The 17,894-nt window shown below is 71.6% G+C and carries 12 protein-coding genes; 9 read left to right on the top strand and 3 right to left on the bottom strand.

Going from position 1 to position 17,894, the window contains the following annotated elements; genetic code table 11:
* Positions 1-183: 183 nt before the first annotated feature.
* A complete protein-coding gene (locus LIV37_RS11500) occupies positions 184-2,391 on the top strand; it encodes a 3-hydroxyacyl-CoA dehydrogenase NAD-binding domain-containing protein (protein WP_020867281.1) in 2,208 nt (735 codons plus the stop codon).
* Between the two features lie 395 nt (positions 2,392-2,786).
* On the opposite strand, the gene LIV37_RS11495 is transcribed toward LIV37_RS11500, so the two are convergent.
* Positions 2,787-3,725, bottom strand: a complete 939-nt coding sequence (locus LIV37_RS11495) for a LysR family transcriptional regulator (protein WP_020867280.1) — start codon at positions 3,723-3,725, stop codon at positions 2,787-2,789.
* A 99-nt stretch (positions 3,726-3,824) separates the two neighbouring features.
* Between LIV37_RS11495 and LIV37_RS11490 the strand changes: the two genes are divergently transcribed.
* The gene (locus tag LIV37_RS11490; RefSeq protein WP_020867279.1) at positions 3,825-4,718 is read left to right on the top strand and encodes an alpha/beta hydrolase; all 894 of its coding nucleotides are present in this window, start codon (positions 3,825-3,827) and stop codon (positions 4,716-4,718) included.
* Positions 4,719-4,849: 131 nt separating this feature from the next.
* On the opposite strand, the gene LIV37_RS11485 is transcribed toward LIV37_RS11490, so the two are convergent.
* Entirely contained in the window at positions 4,850-5,593 is a 744-nt protein-coding gene (locus tag LIV37_RS11485; protein WP_020867278.1) for a MerR family transcriptional regulator, read from the bottom strand.
* A 273-nt stretch (positions 5,594-5,866) separates the two neighbouring features.
* On the opposite strand from LIV37_RS11485, the gene LIV37_RS11480 reads away from it, so the two are divergent.
* From LIV37_RS11480 to LIV37_RS11455, 6 genes are all read left to right on the top strand, one after another.
* A complete protein-coding gene (locus LIV37_RS11480) occupies positions 5,867-9,607 on the top strand; it encodes a glycoside hydrolase family 2 TIM barrel-domain containing protein (RefSeq protein ID WP_121826100.1) in 3,741 nt (1,246 codons plus the stop codon).
* A 19-nt stretch (positions 9,608-9,626) separates the two neighbouring features.
* Entirely contained in the window at positions 9,627-10,487 is an 861-nt protein-coding gene (locus LIV37_RS11475; RefSeq protein WP_020867276.1) for an oxygenase MpaB family protein, read from the top strand.
* Positions 10,488-10,691: 204 nt separating this feature from the next.
* A complete protein-coding gene (locus tag LIV37_RS11470) occupies positions 10,692-11,237 on the top strand; it encodes a hypothetical protein (RefSeq protein ID WP_020867275.1) in 546 nt (181 codons plus the stop codon).
* A gap of 83 nt (positions 11,238-11,320) precedes the next feature.
* Entirely contained in the window at positions 11,321-12,157 is an 837-nt protein-coding gene (locus LIV37_RS11465) for a DUF4097 family beta strand repeat-containing protein (protein ID WP_020867274.1), read from the top strand.
* 83 nt (positions 12,158-12,240) lie between these two features.
* Positions 12,241-13,230, top strand: coding sequence for an ATP-binding cassette domain-containing protein (locus LIV37_RS11460; RefSeq protein ID WP_020867273.1), 990 nt, complete (start codon positions 12,241-12,243; stop codon positions 13,228-13,230).
* The gene (locus LIV37_RS11455; protein WP_020867272.1) at positions 13,227-14,036 is read left to right on the top strand and encodes an ABC transporter permease; all 810 of its coding nucleotides are present in this window, start codon (positions 13,227-13,229) and stop codon (positions 14,034-14,036) included. The genes LIV37_RS11460 and LIV37_RS11455 overlap by 4 nt, the downstream gene beginning before the upstream one ends.
* Positions 14,037-14,116: 80 nt before the next feature.
* Here the strand turns inward: LIV37_RS11455 and LIV37_RS11450 are convergent, their stop codons facing one another.
* Positions 14,117-15,607: a M1 family metallopeptidase gene (locus LIV37_RS11450; RefSeq protein WP_020867271.1), complete on the bottom strand. Its 1,491-nt coding sequence runs from the start codon at positions 15,605-15,607 to the stop codon at positions 14,117-14,119.
* A gap of 229 nt (positions 15,608-15,836) precedes the next feature.
* Here LIV37_RS11450 and LIV37_RS11445 point away from each other — a divergent pair, with 229 nt between their 5' ends.
* Positions 15,837-17,819 carry a Xaa-Pro dipeptidyl-peptidase gene (locus LIV37_RS11445; protein ID WP_121825591.1) on the top strand — a complete coding sequence of 661 codons (1,983 nt, stop codon included), beginning with the start codon at positions 15,837-15,839 and terminating at the stop codon, positions 17,817-17,819.
* Positions 17,820-17,894 lie beyond the last annotated feature (75 nt).

Here is a 17,894-nt window from a genome sequence, read left to right as displayed (position 1 = left end):
CTGGACCGGCTCCAGAGCCGCGCGGCCTGGAGTCGCACGGTTCCGCGGCCGAGTGGCCCCGGAGCCGCGTGATTCCGCGGCCGAGTGGCCCCGGAGCCGCGCGGTTCGCAGCCGAGTGCCTCTCAAGAGGCCGCCGTTCCCCGTTCCTTCCCGCCCCACGCACCTTCGCCCTGGAGACCTGAGATGACCCACCCCACCACCGGCTCGACCATCCGCTGGGAGCAGGACGACGAAGGCGTCGTCACCCTGGTGCTCGACGACCCCGGCCAGTCCGCCAACACCATGAACGCCGCGTTCATCGACTCCCTCGACGCGATCGCCGACCGCGCCGAGGCCGAGCGGGACGCCATCCGCGGCATCATCGTCACCTCCGCCAAGAAGACCTTCTTCGCCGGTGGCGACCTCAACGACCTCATCCAGGTCGGGCCCGGCCAGGCCCAGGAGGTCTACGAGAAGAACCTCCGTATCAAGCGCGCGCTGCGCCGGATCGAGACCCTCGGCAAGCCCGTGGTGGCCGCGATCAACGGCGCGGCGCTCGGCGGCGGGCTGGAGATCGCACTCGCCTGCCACCACCGCATCGCCCTCGACGCTCCCGGGGCCCGCATCGGCTTCCCCGAGGTCACCCTGGGCCTGCTCCCCGGCAGCGGGGGTGTCGCCCGTACGGTACGGCTGCTCGGCGTCACCGACGCGCTGCTCAAGTGGCTGCTCCAGGGCACGCGGTACAGCCCTCTGCGCGCCCAGGAGGCGGGGCTGGTGCATGACGTCGTGGCCTCCCGCGAGGAGCTGCTGACCCGGGCGCGCGCCTTCATCGCCGCCCACCCCGAGTCGGCCCAGCCCTGGGACGACAAGGACTACCGGATTCCGGGCGGCACCCCGGCGCAGCCGAAGTTCGCCGTCAACCTGCCCGCCTTCCCCGCCAATCTGCGGAAGCAGCTGAACGGCGCCCCCTACCCCGCGCAGCGAAATATCCTGGCCGCCGCCGTCGAGGGGGCCCAGGTGGACTTCGAGACGGCGCAGACCATCGAGGCCCGGTACTTCACCGAGCTGGTCGTCGGCCAGACCGCCAAGAACATGATTCAGGCGTTCTTCTTCGAACTGCAGGCGGTCAACTCCGGTGCCAACCGGCCGCAGGGGATCGAGCCCGGCGAGGTCCGCAAGGTCGCGGTGCTGGGCGCCGGGATGATGGGCGCGGGCATCGCGTTCGCGTGCGCCAAGGCGGGCATCGAGGTCGTCCTGAAGGACGTGTCCGTGGAGGCCGCCGCCAAGGGCAAGGCGTACTCCGAGGGGCTGCTGGCCAAGGCGCTCGCCAAGGGCCGTACCACCGAGGCCAAGCGGGACCAGCTGCTGGCCCGGATCACCCCGACCGCCGATCCGCGCGACCTCGAAGGCTGTGACGCGGTCATCGAGGCGGTCTTCGAGGATCCGGCGCTCAAGCACAAGGTGTTCCAGGAGATCGAGGGCGTCATCGCCCCGGACGCCCTCCTGTGTTCCAACACCTCCACCCTCCCCATCACCCTGCTCGCGGAGGGGGTGCAGCGCGCCGAAGACTTCATCGGGCTGCACTTCTTCTCGCCCGTCGACAAGATGCCGCTGGTCGAGATCATCAAGGGCGAGCGCACCGGCGACAAGGCGCTGGCCCGCGCCTTCGATCTGGTGCGGCAGATCAGCAAGACCCCCATCGTGGTCAATGACTCCCGCGGCTTCTTCACCTCCCGCGTCATCGGCCACTTCCTCAACGAGGGCGTGGCGATGGTGGGGGAGGGCATCGACCCGGCCTCCGTGGAGCAGGCCGCCGCCCAGGCCGGATACCCGGCCAAGGTGCTCTCCCTGATGGACGAGCTGACCCTCACCCTGCCGCGCAAGATCCGCGAGGAGACGCGCCGGGCGACCGAGGAGGCGGGCGGCGAGTGGCGGCCGCATCCGGCCGACGCGGTCATCGACCGCATGGTGGAGGAGTTCGGGCGCCCCGGCCGCAGCGGTGGCGCGGGCTTCTACGACTACGACGCGACGACCGGCAAGCGCGCCGGGCTGTGGCCGGGGCTGCGCGAGCACTTCGCCCCGGGCGGGTCCGGAGACGCTGTGCGTGAGGGCACCCGCATCCCCTTCGAGGACATGAAGGAGCGGATGCTCTTCTGCGAGTCCATCGACACGGTGCGGCTGCTGGAGGAGGGCGTGCTGACCTCCGTCGCCGACGCCAACATCGGCTCCATCCTGGGCATCGGCTTCCCCGGCTGGACGGGCGGGGTGCTGCAGTACATCAACGGATACGAGGGCGGCGTGGCCGGTTTCGTGGCCCGTGCCCGGCAGCTGGAGGCGGCGTACGGGGAGCGGTTCGCCCCGCCCGCGCTGCTGGTGGAGAAGGCGGAGCGCGGGGAGCGCTTCACGGACTAGGGGGCGTCCGGCGGATTTTGGCGCCTGCGGCGGGCTGTTCCCCTCCCCGCCCCCCGCGGCATCGATATGCGGCTCCGCCGCGCGGCAGGGGCTCCGCCCCAGACCCCGGGGTCTGGGGCGGAGCCTCACCTTCCATCCCCTCCGGCGCTGGACCCCGGGGGCCCCGGGGCGGAGCCCAACCTTCCAGCCTCTCCGGCGCTTGAGGAGCGGGGTCTGGGGCGGAGCCCCAGTTGAGGGAAGGGGCGGGGAGGGGAGCAGCCCGCCGCAGGCGGCGCGATCCCCCGGACACCCCGCAGCCGCCCGTATGGCCTCTCCGGCCGCTTTCCCTGCCGCTGACGGGCCGGGCCGACCGCCCGTCAGCGGGCAGGGTCGGCGGGCAGGGTCGGTCCGGCCCGTCAGCGGGCGCCGAGGCGGCGTTCCAGCCGGTCCGCCACCCCCGGGCACCGCTCCCGGGTGATGTCCAGGAAGGCCGCCAGCACGGGGGAGCGGTCCTGGGCGCGGAACGACATCACCAGCTCCGGCAGTTCCACCCGCGGACTCACCTCGCACACCCGGACGCCCGGCCGCGCCGCCACCCGCAGACACGCCGGGCCGAGCCCCACCCCCACCCCGCACGAGGCCAGCCCGATGATGGTGTGCGCGTCCCATGCCTCCGTGACCCCACCGGCCCGCTCGGGCACGTCGGCGCCCTCGCCCAGCAGCCCGGCCAGCCAGGCGGCGACCGCCGGCTCCTCCTCCGCGGGCGCGACGATCAGGTGCTGCCCCTTGAGCTGCTCGAGGCTCAGCTTGGTCTGCCCGGCGAAGGGATGGGCGGCCCCGACGACCGCCACCAGATGGTCCCTGCCGACCGTGACCGACACCAGATCCTCGGCACCGGCGCCCCGGGGCGCACCGCGCCCGATGGCGAGGTCCAGCTCGCCCGCCAGCAGCGCCGCCGTGGACCGGCGCGTGGACATCTCCTGCAGCCCCAGCCGCACCTCGGGGCGGTCGCGGATGAACGTGCCCAGCACGGACGGCAGAAGCTCCAGCAGCGCCGAGCCGATGAAGCCGAGCCGCAGCCGCCCCGTCTCGCCCCGGGCGGCCCGGCCCGCGTCCGACACGGCGGCCGACATCTCGGCCAGCACCCGGCGCGCCCTGGCCAGGAAAGCCTCGCCGGCGGCGGTCGGGAACACCCCGCGCGCCGTACGGTCGAAGAGCCGCGCGCCCAGCTCCCGCTCCAGCGCGGCGATCTGCTGGGACAGCGGGGGCTGGGCGATGCCGAGGGCGGCCGCGGCCCGTCCGAAGTGCTGGTGCTCGGCCAGCGCCAGGGCGTAGCGCAGATGACGTGACTCCATCAGGCCGAGGATAGTCGAGTCGATATTCAGAAGATATCGGCGGCGGGGTTGTCAGATATGGGGGTGGATAACGCCTGGCCGTGCCGGTGGACTGTGCCCATGAGCGCCACGAGCCCCAGAACCCCTCTCACCGATTCCGACCCCGGCCCGGTTCCGTCCGGCACCGTGTTCGTGCTGGTCCACGGCGCCTGGCACGCCTCCTGGCAGTGGGCGTCCACCCAGCGCGCCCTGGCCCGGCTCGGCGCGGCGAGCCTCGCCGTCGATCTGCCGGGGCACGGCTTCGAGGCCCAGCTGCCCTCGGGCCTCCTCCTCCCCGGCCAGCCGGGTCTGGCGACCGAGAAGTCGGCGCTGGCCGGGGTGACCCTGGAGGAGTGCGCGGAGGCCGTCGTCGCCGCGCTGCGGTCGGTCCGCCGGTATCCGAAGGTCGCCCTGGTCTCGCACAGTGCCGGTGGCGCCCCCGCGTCCCTGGCCGCGGAGCGGGCGCCCGACCTCGTCGACGAGCTGATCCATCTGTCGTCCTTCGTCCCCGCCGGGCGCCCGCGCTTCGCCGACTATCTGACGTCCCCCGAGCAGACCGCGACCGCGCGGGGGCAGGGGCTGATGCTGGGCGACCCGGAGGCCATCGGCGCGTTCCGGATCAATCCGCGCTCCGCCGATCCGGCGTATGTGGAGGAGCTGCGGCTGGCCTTCTACGACGACGTTCCCGCCGGGTCCTTCGCCCGCTGGTACCAGGCCCTGAGCCCGGATCTGCCCTTCGCGGTGCCGACCACCCCGATCACCCTGACCCGGGAGCGGTGGGGCCGGATACCGCGTACGTTCATCCGGTGCGCCGAGGACTGGGCGTGCACCCCCGCGATGCAGGATCTGATGATCGCGGAGGCCGACGCGGCGATGCCGGACCGGCCGTTCACCGTGCGGCCGCTGCCGGGCAGCCACTCGCCGTTCGCCGCCCGCCCCGAGGAGCTCGCCGCCACGCTCATCGGCGGCCGCTGACCGATTCATCGGCGGCCGCTGACCCGCTCACCGGCGGTCGGCAACCACTTACCGGCGGCCGCCGCACAGTTCACCGGCCTCCGCCGACCAGCCGTTTCCCCGGGGCGGCCGCCTCACCGCCCCGGGCCCGCTCAGTCCGCGTCCTGCCCGTACCAGGCCCGCAGCTCCTGCTTCATCGACCGCTGGAACGCGATCACCAGCGCCTCCACCACCAGCGGCTGCATATGGGCCGACAGTGACTTCTTCGCCTGCATCCGCTCGGGTCCGCTCCCGGACTCGTGATCGCGCTCGGGCCCCCACACCTCGTCCCGGAACAGCCGGCTGAGCTCGCGCGCGGCGGAGCGGGTGTGTTCCAGGACGACCGCGTGGGCGGTGCGTATCGTCTCCAGCTCGATCGGCACCTCCAGCAGCCGCAGCCCCAGATGGAGCGCCCTGGGGTCGATCCGGAACCGATCCGGGTCATCGGTGCGCTCCAGCGCGTCCAGTGCGGCCAGCCGGTCGACGTCCTCCTCGGTGAGCGCCCGCCCGGCCCGCCGGTCCAACTGCTCGCGGGTCGCCTCCTCGGGGGCGTCCGGGCCCCAGGAGGCGACCAGGGCGCGGTGGATCGCCAGCTCGTTCTCGCTCAGATCCGGTGGCAATTGGCTCAGATAGCGCTCGATGGCGGACAGGGTCATGCCGTGGCGCTGCAACTGTTCGATCAGCGCGAGCCGGGAGAGGTGCTCGGCGCCGTAGTGGCCGACCCGGCGCGGGCCGATCGCGGGCGGCGGCAGCAGCCCGCGGGTGCTGTAGAAGCGCACGGTGCGCACGGTCACCCCGGCGCGGGCCGCCAGCTCGTCGACGGTGAGGGTGGGTTCCTCGGTGCCGGGGGTGGTCATCGGTCGTGCCTCGCTTCCGCGTCGTCCTGCTCCGCTGTGCTGCTGCCCGATCGGGTTCAGCAGTATTGCTGTCGCATCATCGCTGTGAAACCTCCCACCGCCACCCGGTGAACACCCGGATCGGTAGGACCTGTTGACGCTCTCTTTACCGATGAATAGCGTGCGACGCCGTTCAGCTGTGTTGGTTTTCTTCCGAATCTGTGAGGTGGGGTCGGATTGAGCTCGGAACGCGGCAGGTATCGAATACGGCGATTGATCGGGGCGGTACTGGCCATGACCACCGCCGTCGGCCTCGGTCTCACGGCCGCGGACACGGCCGTGGGGAGGTCGCCGGACGCGGGCAAGTTCCCCGCCGATGTGCACACCTACCTCGAGGATCCGGAGCGCACCGGCGAGGGCCAGGAGCCCCCGCACACCCGGCTGCGGCCGGACGGGCCCGACCGCGCGCGGTGGGAGCGCAGCCTGGACGGATCCTGGCGGTTCGCCCTGGCCGACCGCCCGGAGGACGCCCCGAGCGGCTTCTGGAAGGACGGCTACGACGCGTCGGCGTGGCAGCGCGTCCAGGTCCCGCACACCTGGCAGACCGACGACCTGGACCATCCGGTGTTCCGCAACGTCCAGAGCGAGATGTCGCCCGACGACCCGCCCAAGGTGCCCCGTGACACCAACCCGACCGGGGCGTACATCCGGGACATCACGGTGCCCCGGAACTGGGACGGGCGGCGGCAGGTGATCCGCTTCGACGGGGTCACCTCCGGCTGGTTCCTGTGGATCAACGGCCACTACGTCGGCTACGACCAGGGCGGCTACGTGCCCGCCGAGTTCGATGTGACCGACTATCTGCGGCCCGGCGCCACCAACCGGATCGCCGTCCAGGCGCACCGCTGGAGCGCGGGATCGTATCTGGAGGACTACGACCAGTGGCGCTACGCGGGCATCTTCCGCTCCGTATCGCTGTACTCCACGCCGACGACCCGCATGGAGGACGCGTACGTCACCACCGATCTCGACGCCTCCTACCGGGACGCCACCCTGCGTACCGAAGTGGACATCGCACATACCGGAAGCGACAAGAGCGGACCGCATCAGGTCACCGGGGTGCTCTACGACCCCAAGGGGCGTGAGGTACGGCGGCTGACGGCCGAGGAGAAGGCCGGGAAGGCGGAGCTGACGGGGCAGATCGCCAACCCCGCCAAGTGGTCCGACGAGACGCCGAACCTCTATGCGCTGGTGCTCACCCTCCGCGATCCGGAGGGCAAGGCGATCCAGACCGTTCGCCAGAGCGTCGGATTCCGTGAGATCGAGGTCAAGGACAAGCAGCTCACGCTCAACGGCAAACGCATCCTGATCCGCGGCGTCAACCGTGCCGAGACCGACCCGGCCACCGGACGCCATGCCACCCGCGCCCGGATGGAGCAGGACATCCGGCTGATGAAGCGGCTGAACGTCAATGCGATCCGCACCTCGCACTACCCCTCGGACCCGTACCTCTATGAGCTCGCCGACCGCGAGGGCATCCTGATCGACGACGAGATGGAGGTCGAGACCCACAGCCACGAGAACTGCCCGGACGACTGCCTGGCCGAGCGCCCCGAATGGCAGAAGGCATTCCTCGAGCGCCACCAGGGCATGGTGGAGCGCGACAAGAACCACCCCAGCGTGATCATGTGGGACACCGGGAACGAGGCCGGGCTGGGCAAGGCGCACTACGCGATGGCGAAGTGGACCCGGGCGAACGAGCCCACCCGCCCGCTCTACCACCAGTCCAACAGCCCCGACGGCGACGCCCCCTACGCGGACATCGCCGGACCCCGCTATCCCACCCCGGCCTCCCTGGAAACCAAGGCCAAGACCTTCACCAAGCCCATCGTGATGGGCGAATACGCCCACGCCATGGGCAACAGCCTGGGCAACTTCCGCGAGTTCTGGGAGGTGATGCGCGCCTACCCCAGCGCCCAGGGCGGCTTCATCTGGGACTGGGCCGAGCAGAACATCCGCCGTCCGCTGATCACCACCCCCGACTCCTCCGGCCATGACATCGCCGCCTCCCTGTCCGGCAAGCCCAAGGTGGTCGACGGCTACGGAGGGAAGGGCAAGGCGCTGTATCTGTCCGGTCTTGACGACTTCGTCGAGACCTACCGCGATCCGAGGCTCGACCTCACCGGCACCGCCGTCACCCTCGACGCCCGCGTCAAACCGGCCGAGCCCTGGACCGGGGACTTCACCATCGTCAGCAAGGGCGACCAGTACGTCCTGCGGATGAAGGACGAGGACACCCTCGAATTCACCATCACCAGCGGCGGCAAGCCCCGCACCGTCACCGCCCCCGTGCCCGACGGCTGGGCCGGCGCCTGGCACCGGGTCACCGGCACCTACGACGGCAGCGCGCTGCGCCTCTATGCCGACGGTAAGGAGCTCGCCAAGACCGAGTGGAGCGGGCACATCGACTACACCGGCTTCGACCTCGGCGTCGGCCGGAACAACGACACCATGGAGGACGGCTGGACCGGCCGGACCGCCAAGGGCACCATCGACCAGGTCCGGGTCTATGACACGGCGCTCGGCGCGGAGCGGCTCGCCGCCGGCCAGGACCCGGAGCGCGACGCCCTGATCGCCCTGAACTTCGACGACTTCAACCGTAAGGGCAGCTATCTCTCCTACGGGCTCTACGAATCCGGTGTGGACGGGCTGGTCACCGCCGACCGCGACCCGGAGCCGGAGACCGCCCAACTGGCCTGGGTGCAGGCGCCGATCCGCATCATCGACCCGGGCGGCGAGGGCGCCCGCACCGGCAAGGTGAAGGTCACCAATGAGCGCGCCTTCACCGGCACCGACGACCTCCGGCTGCGCTGGACGGTGACCGAGGGCGCGCGGACCGTCGCGAGCGGCACCCGTGCCCTGGATGTCGGGCCCGGCGAGAGCGCCACGGTCCAGCTCCCGGCCCCGCCCGCCAACCCCGGGGGCTATGAGCGCCATCTGACCGTACGGGCCGTCACCGCGCACTCCACCGACTGGGCCAAGGCCGGGCATGTGGTCTCCTTCGGCCAGTTCGCGGTCGGCGGTGACAAGGTGCCCGGGCCGGCCCCCGCCCCGGCCGCCGAAGGCCCCGCCGAGGCCGTCGAGAGCGGCGAGGCCGTACGGGTCAGCGGCGAGGGCTTCCGCTACACCTTCGGCAAGAAGGAGGGCACGCTCACCTCGATGCGCGTGGCGGGCCGCGAACTGCTCCGCTCCGGCCCCGAACTGGACGCCTGGCGCGCCCCGATCAGCAACGAGCGCTCCGACTGGGGCACCGCCGAGGGCAAGCGCTGGCGCTCCCTGGGGCTCGACCGGCTGCGCACCACCGTCGACGGGGTCGAGGTGACCCCCGGCGACGACGGCACGGTCACCGTCACCGTCCGCTCCACGGCCGCCGCGCCCGATGTGACCGGCGCGTCCTTCGGCCAGACCGTGGCCTACCGGGTCGACGGCGCGGGCCAGGTCCGGATCCGGCACCAGGTCGAGGCGCGCGGCGACTTCCGCACCCTGCCCTATCTGCCCAGGATCGGCCTCAAGCTGAAGGTCCCCGAGCGGTACGGCACCTTCCGCTGGTACGGGCGCGGACCGGTGGAGAACTTCAACGACCGTAAGGACGGCACCCCCATGGGCGTCTGGTCCTCCTCGGTCGAGGACCAGTACGTGGAGTATCTGAAGCCCCAGGACCACGGCAACCACGACGATGTGCGCTGGGCGTCCCTCACCGACCGCGGCGGCGCCGGACTGCTGGTCTCCGGCGACCTGGAAGCGGGCGCCAGCGCGTACGACGAACTCGACCGCGCCGCCTATCCGCACTTCCTGAAGCGCAACGACGGCTGGAACACCCTGCACGCCGACCACGCGGTCACCGGCGCGGGCGACACCCCCAACCCGGTGCGCGACCAGTACCGGGTGAAGGCCGACGGCGCGTACGACTACACGCTCACCCTGCGCCCGCTCGACGGCGGCGCGAGCGCGCACACTGGAACAGGAGGGAAGTAACCGCACCACCGATGGACCCATGAGCACGCAGAGCCCCCGCCACACCGCCGAAGGCCACGATCCGCCCCCTGCGGGCGGCATCCTGTGGGCCGTGGCGGGGGAGCTGCGCAGTGTGCTCGCCCTGCCGGCCGCGATGACCATGCAGGTGGCGCATCCGGCCGTCGGGGCGGGCGTGGACCAGCACTCCGTCTTCCGCACCGACCCCTGGGGACGCGGGGAGCGCTCGCTGCGGTCGGTGCAGCTGTGGGTGTACGGCGGCGCCGAGGCCGAGGCGGAGGGCCACCGGCTGCGCAGGCTCCACGCGGCCATACAGGGCGTGGACGCGCACGGCCGCTTCTACCGGGCGCTGGACCCGCCCGTCTACGCGTGGGTGCACGCCACCGGCTATCCCGTCTATCTGCGCGCCCAGCGCTATCTGGGCACCCGCCCCTTCACCGCGGCCGAGGAGCGACAGCTGTACGGGGAATGGCTGCGGATCGGACGGGTGCTGGGCGTCGAGGAGCGCGAGATGCCGGAATCCGTCGAGGAGTTCTGGCCCTACTACCGCGCGATGGTGCGGGAACGGCTGGAGCCCACCGTCGTCGCCCGTGAACTGGCCGCGCCCGACGCCGCCGTGCCCGCGCCGGACGCGCTGCCGCTCCGGCTGCCGTGGCCGCTGCTGCGCCCGCTGTTCACCCGCTTCCGCGCGTTCCTCACCGTCGGGCTGATGCCGCCGGACGCGCGGGAGGCGATCGGGCTGGAGTGGACGCGGGGACAGGAGCGGCGGCTGCGGTGGTTCGGGAGAGGCGCGCGGGTGGTGGTCCCGCTGCTGCCCGAGCGGCTCCGCTATCTCCCCATCGCCCGCGAGGCCCGCCGCCGCGCCCGCGCCGGACGGCCGTGACCAACGGCCTTCCGCGGCGCGGCGCATGGCGTGGTGCATGGCGTGGTGCGTGGCGTGGTGCATGGTGTGGCGCCTTGCTTGGCGCCACGTGATGAGGCTATGACCAGGGAGTATGTCAAGCGTGGGGCCATGATGGCGCCATCGATGGCGCGTGTGATGCCATGAAGTCTCGACGTGGTGCCAAAGGTGTGCCATGATGGCGCCATGGACCTCACCCGGTACGTCGACAATCTCCGCCATGAGCTCGCGGTGGCCGCGGACGCGGGCGGCGACGAAGCCCGCGCCCTGGCCGAGCGGCTCGCCACACCTCTGGAGTCGGCCGTCCGGCTCACCCTGCTCAACGCCCTGTCCGCCGCCATGGACGAGGTGACCCGTGAGCTCGCGCCGGGCTCGGTCGACGTGCGGCTGCGCGGCCTCGACCCCGAGTTCGTGGTGACACCCCCGCCGCTCGCGGTGGCGTACGAGGAGGCCGGGGAGCCGGAGGAGCTGCCGGGTGGTGCCGCCCAGGCACCCATACCGCCGGTCGCCGCCGAAGCCGACGAGGGCGGCACGGCGCGCATCAACCTCCGCCTCCCCAGCCATCTCAAGACCCGGGTCGAGGAGGCCGCCGGAGCCGAGGGGCTCTCGGTCAACGCCTGGCTGGTCCGTGCCGTCGCAGGCGCGCTCGAGCCCGCCGAGCGGGCCCGCCCGGCCGCGGCCGCTCATGGCCGCCCCAAGGGCCGGCAGAGCTACAAGGGCTGGGTCCGCTGACTCCGCAGCAGTAGCGCACCACATTCCATCTCACCCGCGCGACCAGCGGGAACGCGTACCACCGCCATGAGGACGGGACAGCCATGCCTGCTTTCGACACACCCGAACCGCTCTCCGTGACCCTGGAATTCGACATGGGCGCCGCCCGGATCGCCGCCGGAAAGCGCCTGGACACGGTCGTCGAGGTCCGGCCGCACGACGCCGCCGAGGAGGCCGACATCCGGGCCGCCGAGCAGACCAAGGTCAGCTGCTCGGGCGGCATCCTGATGGTCAAGGGGCCCAAGAAGCGCGGCCTGTTCGGCAAGCCCGGCTCGATCGAGGTGACCATCGAGCTCCCGGCGGGCTCGGACCTCCAGGCCACCTCCCCGCTGGCGGACTTCCTCTGCGAGGGCCGTCTCGGGGACTGCCGGGTCAAGACCTCGGTCGGCGACATCCAGGTCGACGAGGCGGCGACCGCCCATCTCAGGAGCTCGCACGGCGATGTCCGCCTGGCCCGCGCCAGGGGAGAGGCCGATGTCGTCGGCTCCGGCCGGGTCGAGATAGGCACGGTCGCGGGCGCGGCCTCGGTCAAGAACGGCAACGGGGACACCGTCGTCGGCGAGGTCGCCGGCGAGTTGCGGGCCACCTCCTCCAACGGGCTCATCTCCGTCGGCGTCGCCCATGCGGGAGTGGACGCCAAGTCGGCCAACGGCAGCATCCGGATCGACGAGGCGGTGCGCGGGCAGATCGTGCTCCAGGCCGCCACGGGCGATGTCGAAGTCGGCGTCCGCGAGTCCACCGCCGCCTGGCTCGACGTCCACACCCGGTTCGGCACCGTGCACACCTCCCTCGGACCGGCCGAGGGCCCCGAGACCTCCGAGGAGACGGTCGAGATCCGCGCCCGCACCGCGTTCGGCGACATCGTGATCCGCCGCGCCTGACGACCCTCCCGCACCCCGATTGACTCACAGCCCACGACAGCCCACGACAGCCCATGACAGCCCATGGAAGAGACAGGACCGCCATGACCGCGTCTTCCACATCCACCCTTCCGGTGGCGATCACGGCCACCGGACTGACCAAGTCCTACGGTGACAAGGCGGTGCTCAAGGGCATCGACCTGAGCATCCCCGAGGGCACGGTCTTCGCCATGCTCGGACCCAACGGAGCGGGCAAGACCACCACCGTGCAGATCCTGTCCACGCTGATATCCGCCGACTCCGGCCAGGCCCGGGTCGCGGGCCACGATCTGGTCCGCGACGCCGATGCCGTACGCGCCGCGATCGGCGTCACCGGGCAGTTCTCGGCCGTGGACAATCTGCTGACCGCCGAGGAGAACCTGCTCCTCATGGCGGATCTGCACCATCTGGACCGCCGCGAGGGACGGCGGCGCGCCGCCGAACTGCTGCGCCGCTTCGATCTCGCCGAGGTCGCCCGCAAGCCCGTCGTCACCTTCTCGGGCGGTATGCGCCGCAAGCTCGACCTGGCGATGACCCTGGTCGGCGATCCGCGCATCATCTTCCTCGACGAGCCGACCACCGGACTCGATCCGCGCAGCCGCCGCACCATGTGGGAGATCATCCGCGGTCTGGTCGCGGACGAGGGCGTCACCATCTTCCTGACGACGCAGTACCTGGAGGAGGCCGACCAACTCGCCGACCGCATCGCCGTCCTGGACCATGGCGCGCTGGTCGCCGAGGGCACCGCGGAGGAGCTGAAGCGCCGGATCCCCGGTGGCCATATCCGCCTCCGGTTCGCCGATACGGCCGGACTCGACGTGGCCACCGACCTCTTCGGCGTCGCCGCACCCGACCGCGAGGCGCTCACCCTCCAGGTCCCCAGCGACGGCGGCATCCCCACCCTGCGGGCCGTCCTCGCCGTCCTGGACGACGCGTCGCTCGAGCCCGAGGGGCTGACCGTGCACATCCCCGATCTCGACGACGTCTTCCTCACCCTCACCGGCCACTCCGGCTCCGGCGAGCCCGCCGGTGCCGCGAAGGAGAGCATCCGATGACCGCCCTGTCCTATGCCGCCCGCGACTCGCTGACGATGCTGCGCCGCAATCTGAAGCACGCACAGCGCTATCCCTCCATGACGGCCTCCGTCGTGGCGATGCCCGTGCTGATGCTGCTGCTGTTCAACTACGCCTTCGGCGGGGCCCTCGGCGCCGGAATCGGCGGGATGGCCGGCGGCGGTACCGGTGGCGGGGGAAGCGATCGATATATCGACTATGTCGCGCCCGGCATCATCCTGATGGCCGCGACCTCCGGGGCCCTTGTCACCGCGGTGGGCATCTGCGTCGATATGACCGAGGGCATCGTCAACCGCTTCCGCACCATGGCGATCTCCCGGTCGTCCTTCCTCACCGGGCATGTCGTGGGCAGTGCGATCCAGACGCTGATCAGCATCGCCTTCGTCATCGTCATCGCGCTGTTCATCGGCTTCCGGCCGGATGCCACCCCCGTCGAATGGCTCGCGGTCGCCGGTCTGCTCGCCCTGGTCACGCTGGCGCTCACCTGGGTCGCGGCGGCGATCGGCCTGATGGCCAAGACCCCCGAGTCCGCGAGCAACATACCCCTGCCCCTGCAGTTCCTCCCCTTCATGGGCAGCGCCATCGTTCCCACGGAGTCCATGCCCGACGGGCTGCGCTGGTTCGCCGACTACCAGCCCTTCACCCCGGTCATCGAGACGCTGCGGGGTCTGCTGATGGGCACGGAGATCGGCAACAGCGCCCTCATCTCCGTCGCCTGGTGCGCGACCCTGACAGCCGGCGGCTATCTCTGGGCGCGTACGGCCTACCAGCGCTCCGCCAAGCGGTAGGCCGTACGCGACAGCGCCGCCGCGCCGCGGCGGCGCCGGGCCCCGGCCGGGGTGGGGGACCCGGCCGGGGCCCGGGTGGCTCAGCGTCCGTGGGCGCTGTGGGTGTCCTGGATCCGCTGCCACGACTTCGGCCGCACCGGCGCCTTGGCCGGGCTCACCTCCGCGGCCCGCGCCTGCGCGGCGGCCGGCTTCGACGGGGTGAACAGCCAGGTGTCGAAGAGCGAGGCCAGCGGCTTGCCCGACACCTTCTCCGCATAGGCCACGAAGTCCTTGACGGAGGCGTTCCCGTACCGGTGCTCCGCCGTCCAGCCCTTCAGGATCGCGAAGAAGTCCTTGTCGCCGATGTGGTTCCGCAGCGCCTGGAGGGCCAGCGCGCCCCGGTCGTACACCGCGTCATGGAACTGGTTCTCCGCCCCCGGGTTGCCCGGCTCGACCTTCCAGAAGGGGTCGTCGGCCGGGTAGGAGGCGTAGGTGTAGTCCGCCAGTTCCTGCGCGGTGCCCTCGCCCTCCTTCTCCGACCACAGCCACTGTGCGTAGCTGGCGAAGCCCTCGTTGATCCAGATGTCGCGCCAGTCCTTCAGCGAGACGCTGTCGCCGAACCACTGATGGGCCAGCTCATGCACGATCAGCGAGGGGTTCGCGCCCTTGGCGAACCCCTTCGGGCTGTAGAACGGCCGGGTCTGGGTCTCCAGTGCGTAGCCCGTGGGCACGTTGGGCACATAGCCGCCCAGCGCGTCGAAGGGGTACGGGCCGAAGACCGTGGACTCCCAGTCCACGATCTCCGCCGACCGCTCCACGCTGGCCCGCGCCGCCCCCGCGTTGTCCCCGAGGTCCTTGCTGTAGGCGTTGATCACCGGCAGCCCGTTGGCGGTGGTGTCCGTCGTGATGTCGAACTTGCCGACCGCCAGCGTGGCCAGATATGTGGCCTGCGGCTTGCTGGAGCGCCAGTTGTAGCGGGTCCAGCCCAGCTGGGAGCTGGTCGACTGCAGGGTGCCGTTGCTGATCGCCTGCGTTCCGTCCGGCACCGCCACCGATACGTCGTAGGTGGCCTTGTCCAGCGGATGGTCATTGCTCGGGAACCACCACCACGCCGACTCCGGCTCATTGGCCGCGATCCCGCCGTCCGGGGTGCGCAGCCAGGAGGTGAAACCGTTCGCCACGACCTTCGATGGCGTACCGCTGTAGCGCACGACCACGGTGAAGGGGCGGCCGGAGGTCAGCGGCGCGGCCGGGGTGATCTCCAGCTCATGGTCTCCGGTGGCCTTGAAGGCGGCCTTCTTCCCGCCCACCAGCACCTCGCTCACATCGAGCGCGAAGTCCAGGTTGAACCGGGACAGGTCCTGCCGGGCGTCGGCCACGATCGTCGCCGTGCCCTCCAGCCGGTCCGTCTTCGGCTGGTACTTCAGCCGCAGGTCGTAATGGGAGACGTCGTACCCGCCGTTGCCGTACGAGGGGTAGTAGGAGTCCCCGATGCCGGGGGCGCCCGGCGTGGCATCGGCCGCCGATGCCGGGATCGCCAGCAGCAGGCAGGCCGCGGCCGCGCCCGGGACGAGGAGTCTGTGGTGACGCACGAGTCCTCCAACTCGTAGGGGAGAACGATCACTCGTGACCTTATGTACTCCTCACACGCACCTCACGTCCATCACGCCGTCCGACATCCAATCGACATCCGGACGCAACGCGCATCGACCCGGACACGCCAGGACACGTATCGCCCTCTTCTGTACGGGAGTTGACTCGCGCTACCGTCCGCCCGTGCTGCTACAGACGCGGAGATCCCGCATCCCCTGGACCACACTCGTGCTGTCGGCGGTCACCGCGCTCGTCGCCGCCGCCATATCGCTGCTGCCACCGCTCGGTGCCCCGGCCGCCCACGCCGCCTCCGCCGCCTCCGTCGCGCAGAGCAGACCGGACGGCGAACCGGACGGCCCATCAGAAAGCAGACCGGTCTACTCCTACGAGAACGCCATCCGCGAATCCGTATGGGTGGACACCACGCTCGACGGCGACGCGGACGGACGGACCGACCGGGTCGCCGTGGACATCGTGCGGCCGCGCGAACCCGCCGCTCAGGGCCGTCGCATCCCCGTCATCATGGACGCCAGCCCGTACTACTCCTGCTGCGGGCGCGGCAACGAGAGCCAGACCAAGACCTATGACGCGGCCGGGAATCCGGTCCAATTCCCGCTCTTCTACGACAACTACTTCGTACCGCGCGGCTACGCCACCGTCCTGGTCGACCTCGCCGGAACCAACCGCTCCGACGGCTGTGTGGACGTCGGCGGCCGCTCCGACATCCTCTCCGCCAAGGCCGTGGTCGACTGGCTGAACGGCCGCGCCACCGCGTACAGCGCCCGCACCGGCGGGGAGCGGGTCAAAGCGAGCTGGTCCAACGGCGCCACCGGCATGATCGGCAAGAGCTACGACGGCACCATCGCCAACGGGGTCGCCGCCACCGGCGTCAAGGGGCTCAAGACCATCGTGCCCATCGGCGCCATCTCCTCCTGGTACGACTACTACTTCGCCAAGGGCGCCGCGCTCTTCGACTCCGGCCCCGACGGACTCTCGGACGCTGTCGAGAGCGATGGCGCCCACGCCCGCTGCGCCGCCGTACAGAAACGTCTCGTCGACGGCGCCCCGCGCAACGGCGACTGGACCGGGCTGTGGACCGACCGCGATTACGTACCGGCCGTGGACAAGGTGCGGGCCAGCGTCTTCGCCGTCCACGGGGCGCAGGACCTCAACGTCCGCACCAAGCACCTCGGACAGTGGTGGAACGCCCTCGCCGACGCGGGCGTCGAGCGCAAGATCTGGCTCTCGCAGACCGGGCATGTCGACCCGTTCGACTACCGGCGCGGGGAGTGGGTGCGCACCCTGCACCGCTGGTTCGACCACTACCTCCTCGGTGTCGACAACGGCATCGAGCGCGAGCCGATGGCCGATGTCGAGCGCGCCCCCGACCAGTGGTCCACCGATCGCGTCTGGCCCCCCTCCGGGACCCGGCAGACCACCCTGCGCCCGCGCGGCGGCGCCACGGCGGGAGTGGGCGTGCTCGGCACCGAGCGGGCCGAGCCCGGCGCCACCGAGACCTTCACCGACGACCCGGCGCTGAGCGAGGCCGACTGGTCCGCGGCGATCGACACCTCGACGCCCGGCAAGGCGGGCTTCACCACCGGGCCGCTCGAGAAGGACCTGCGGCTGTCCGGCTCCGGCACGGTCACCGTCACCGCCACGCCCTCCACCACCAGCGCCCATCTCTCCGCGGTCCTGGTCGACCTCGGCCCGGCCACCATCCGCGACTACACGGCGGCGGGCGAGGGGATCACCACCCTCGACCGGCGCACCTGCTGGGGCAGCGGCACGGAGGGCGACAGCGCCTGCTTCAAGGAGACCGCCGCCGACAAGGAGGACGTGGACTACACGGTCTTCAGCCGGGGCTGGGCCGACCTCGGTCACTCCGCGGACGACGGCAAGGGCCGCCCGCTGACCCCCGGCAAGGCGTACACCATCACCCTCGACCTCGCGGCGACCGACCATGTGGTCCCGGCCGGCCACCGCCTCGGTCTGATCATCGCCGGCACGGACGCGGGCCTCATCGAACCGCCGTCCACCACCCCGCGGCTGACCCTGGACCTGCCCCGCACCTCGGCCCGTCTGCCGCTGGTCGGCGGCGCCCCGAAGGCCGCGGCCGCCCCCTCGCGCACGGCGGCCGCACCGCCCCTGAAGGGCGTACGGGCCCCACACCACCGGACCCCGCTCCCGTCCATGTCCAGCCACGACTGACCCGCGCCGGTGGGCCCCCGCCGCCGCGCGGGGGCCCACCGGCGTCGGGCCCGGCAGGACGCCGGCACCGATAAC

Origin of the sequence: Streptomyces rapamycinicus NRRL 5491 (genome assembly GCF_024298965.1) — a bacterium.
In the GTDB taxonomy this organism is placed as follows: domain Bacteria; phylum Actinomycetota; class Actinomycetes; order Streptomycetales; family Streptomycetaceae; genus Streptomyces; species Streptomyces rapamycinicus.
This window is presented reverse-complemented; position numbering and strand designations above follow the sequence as displayed.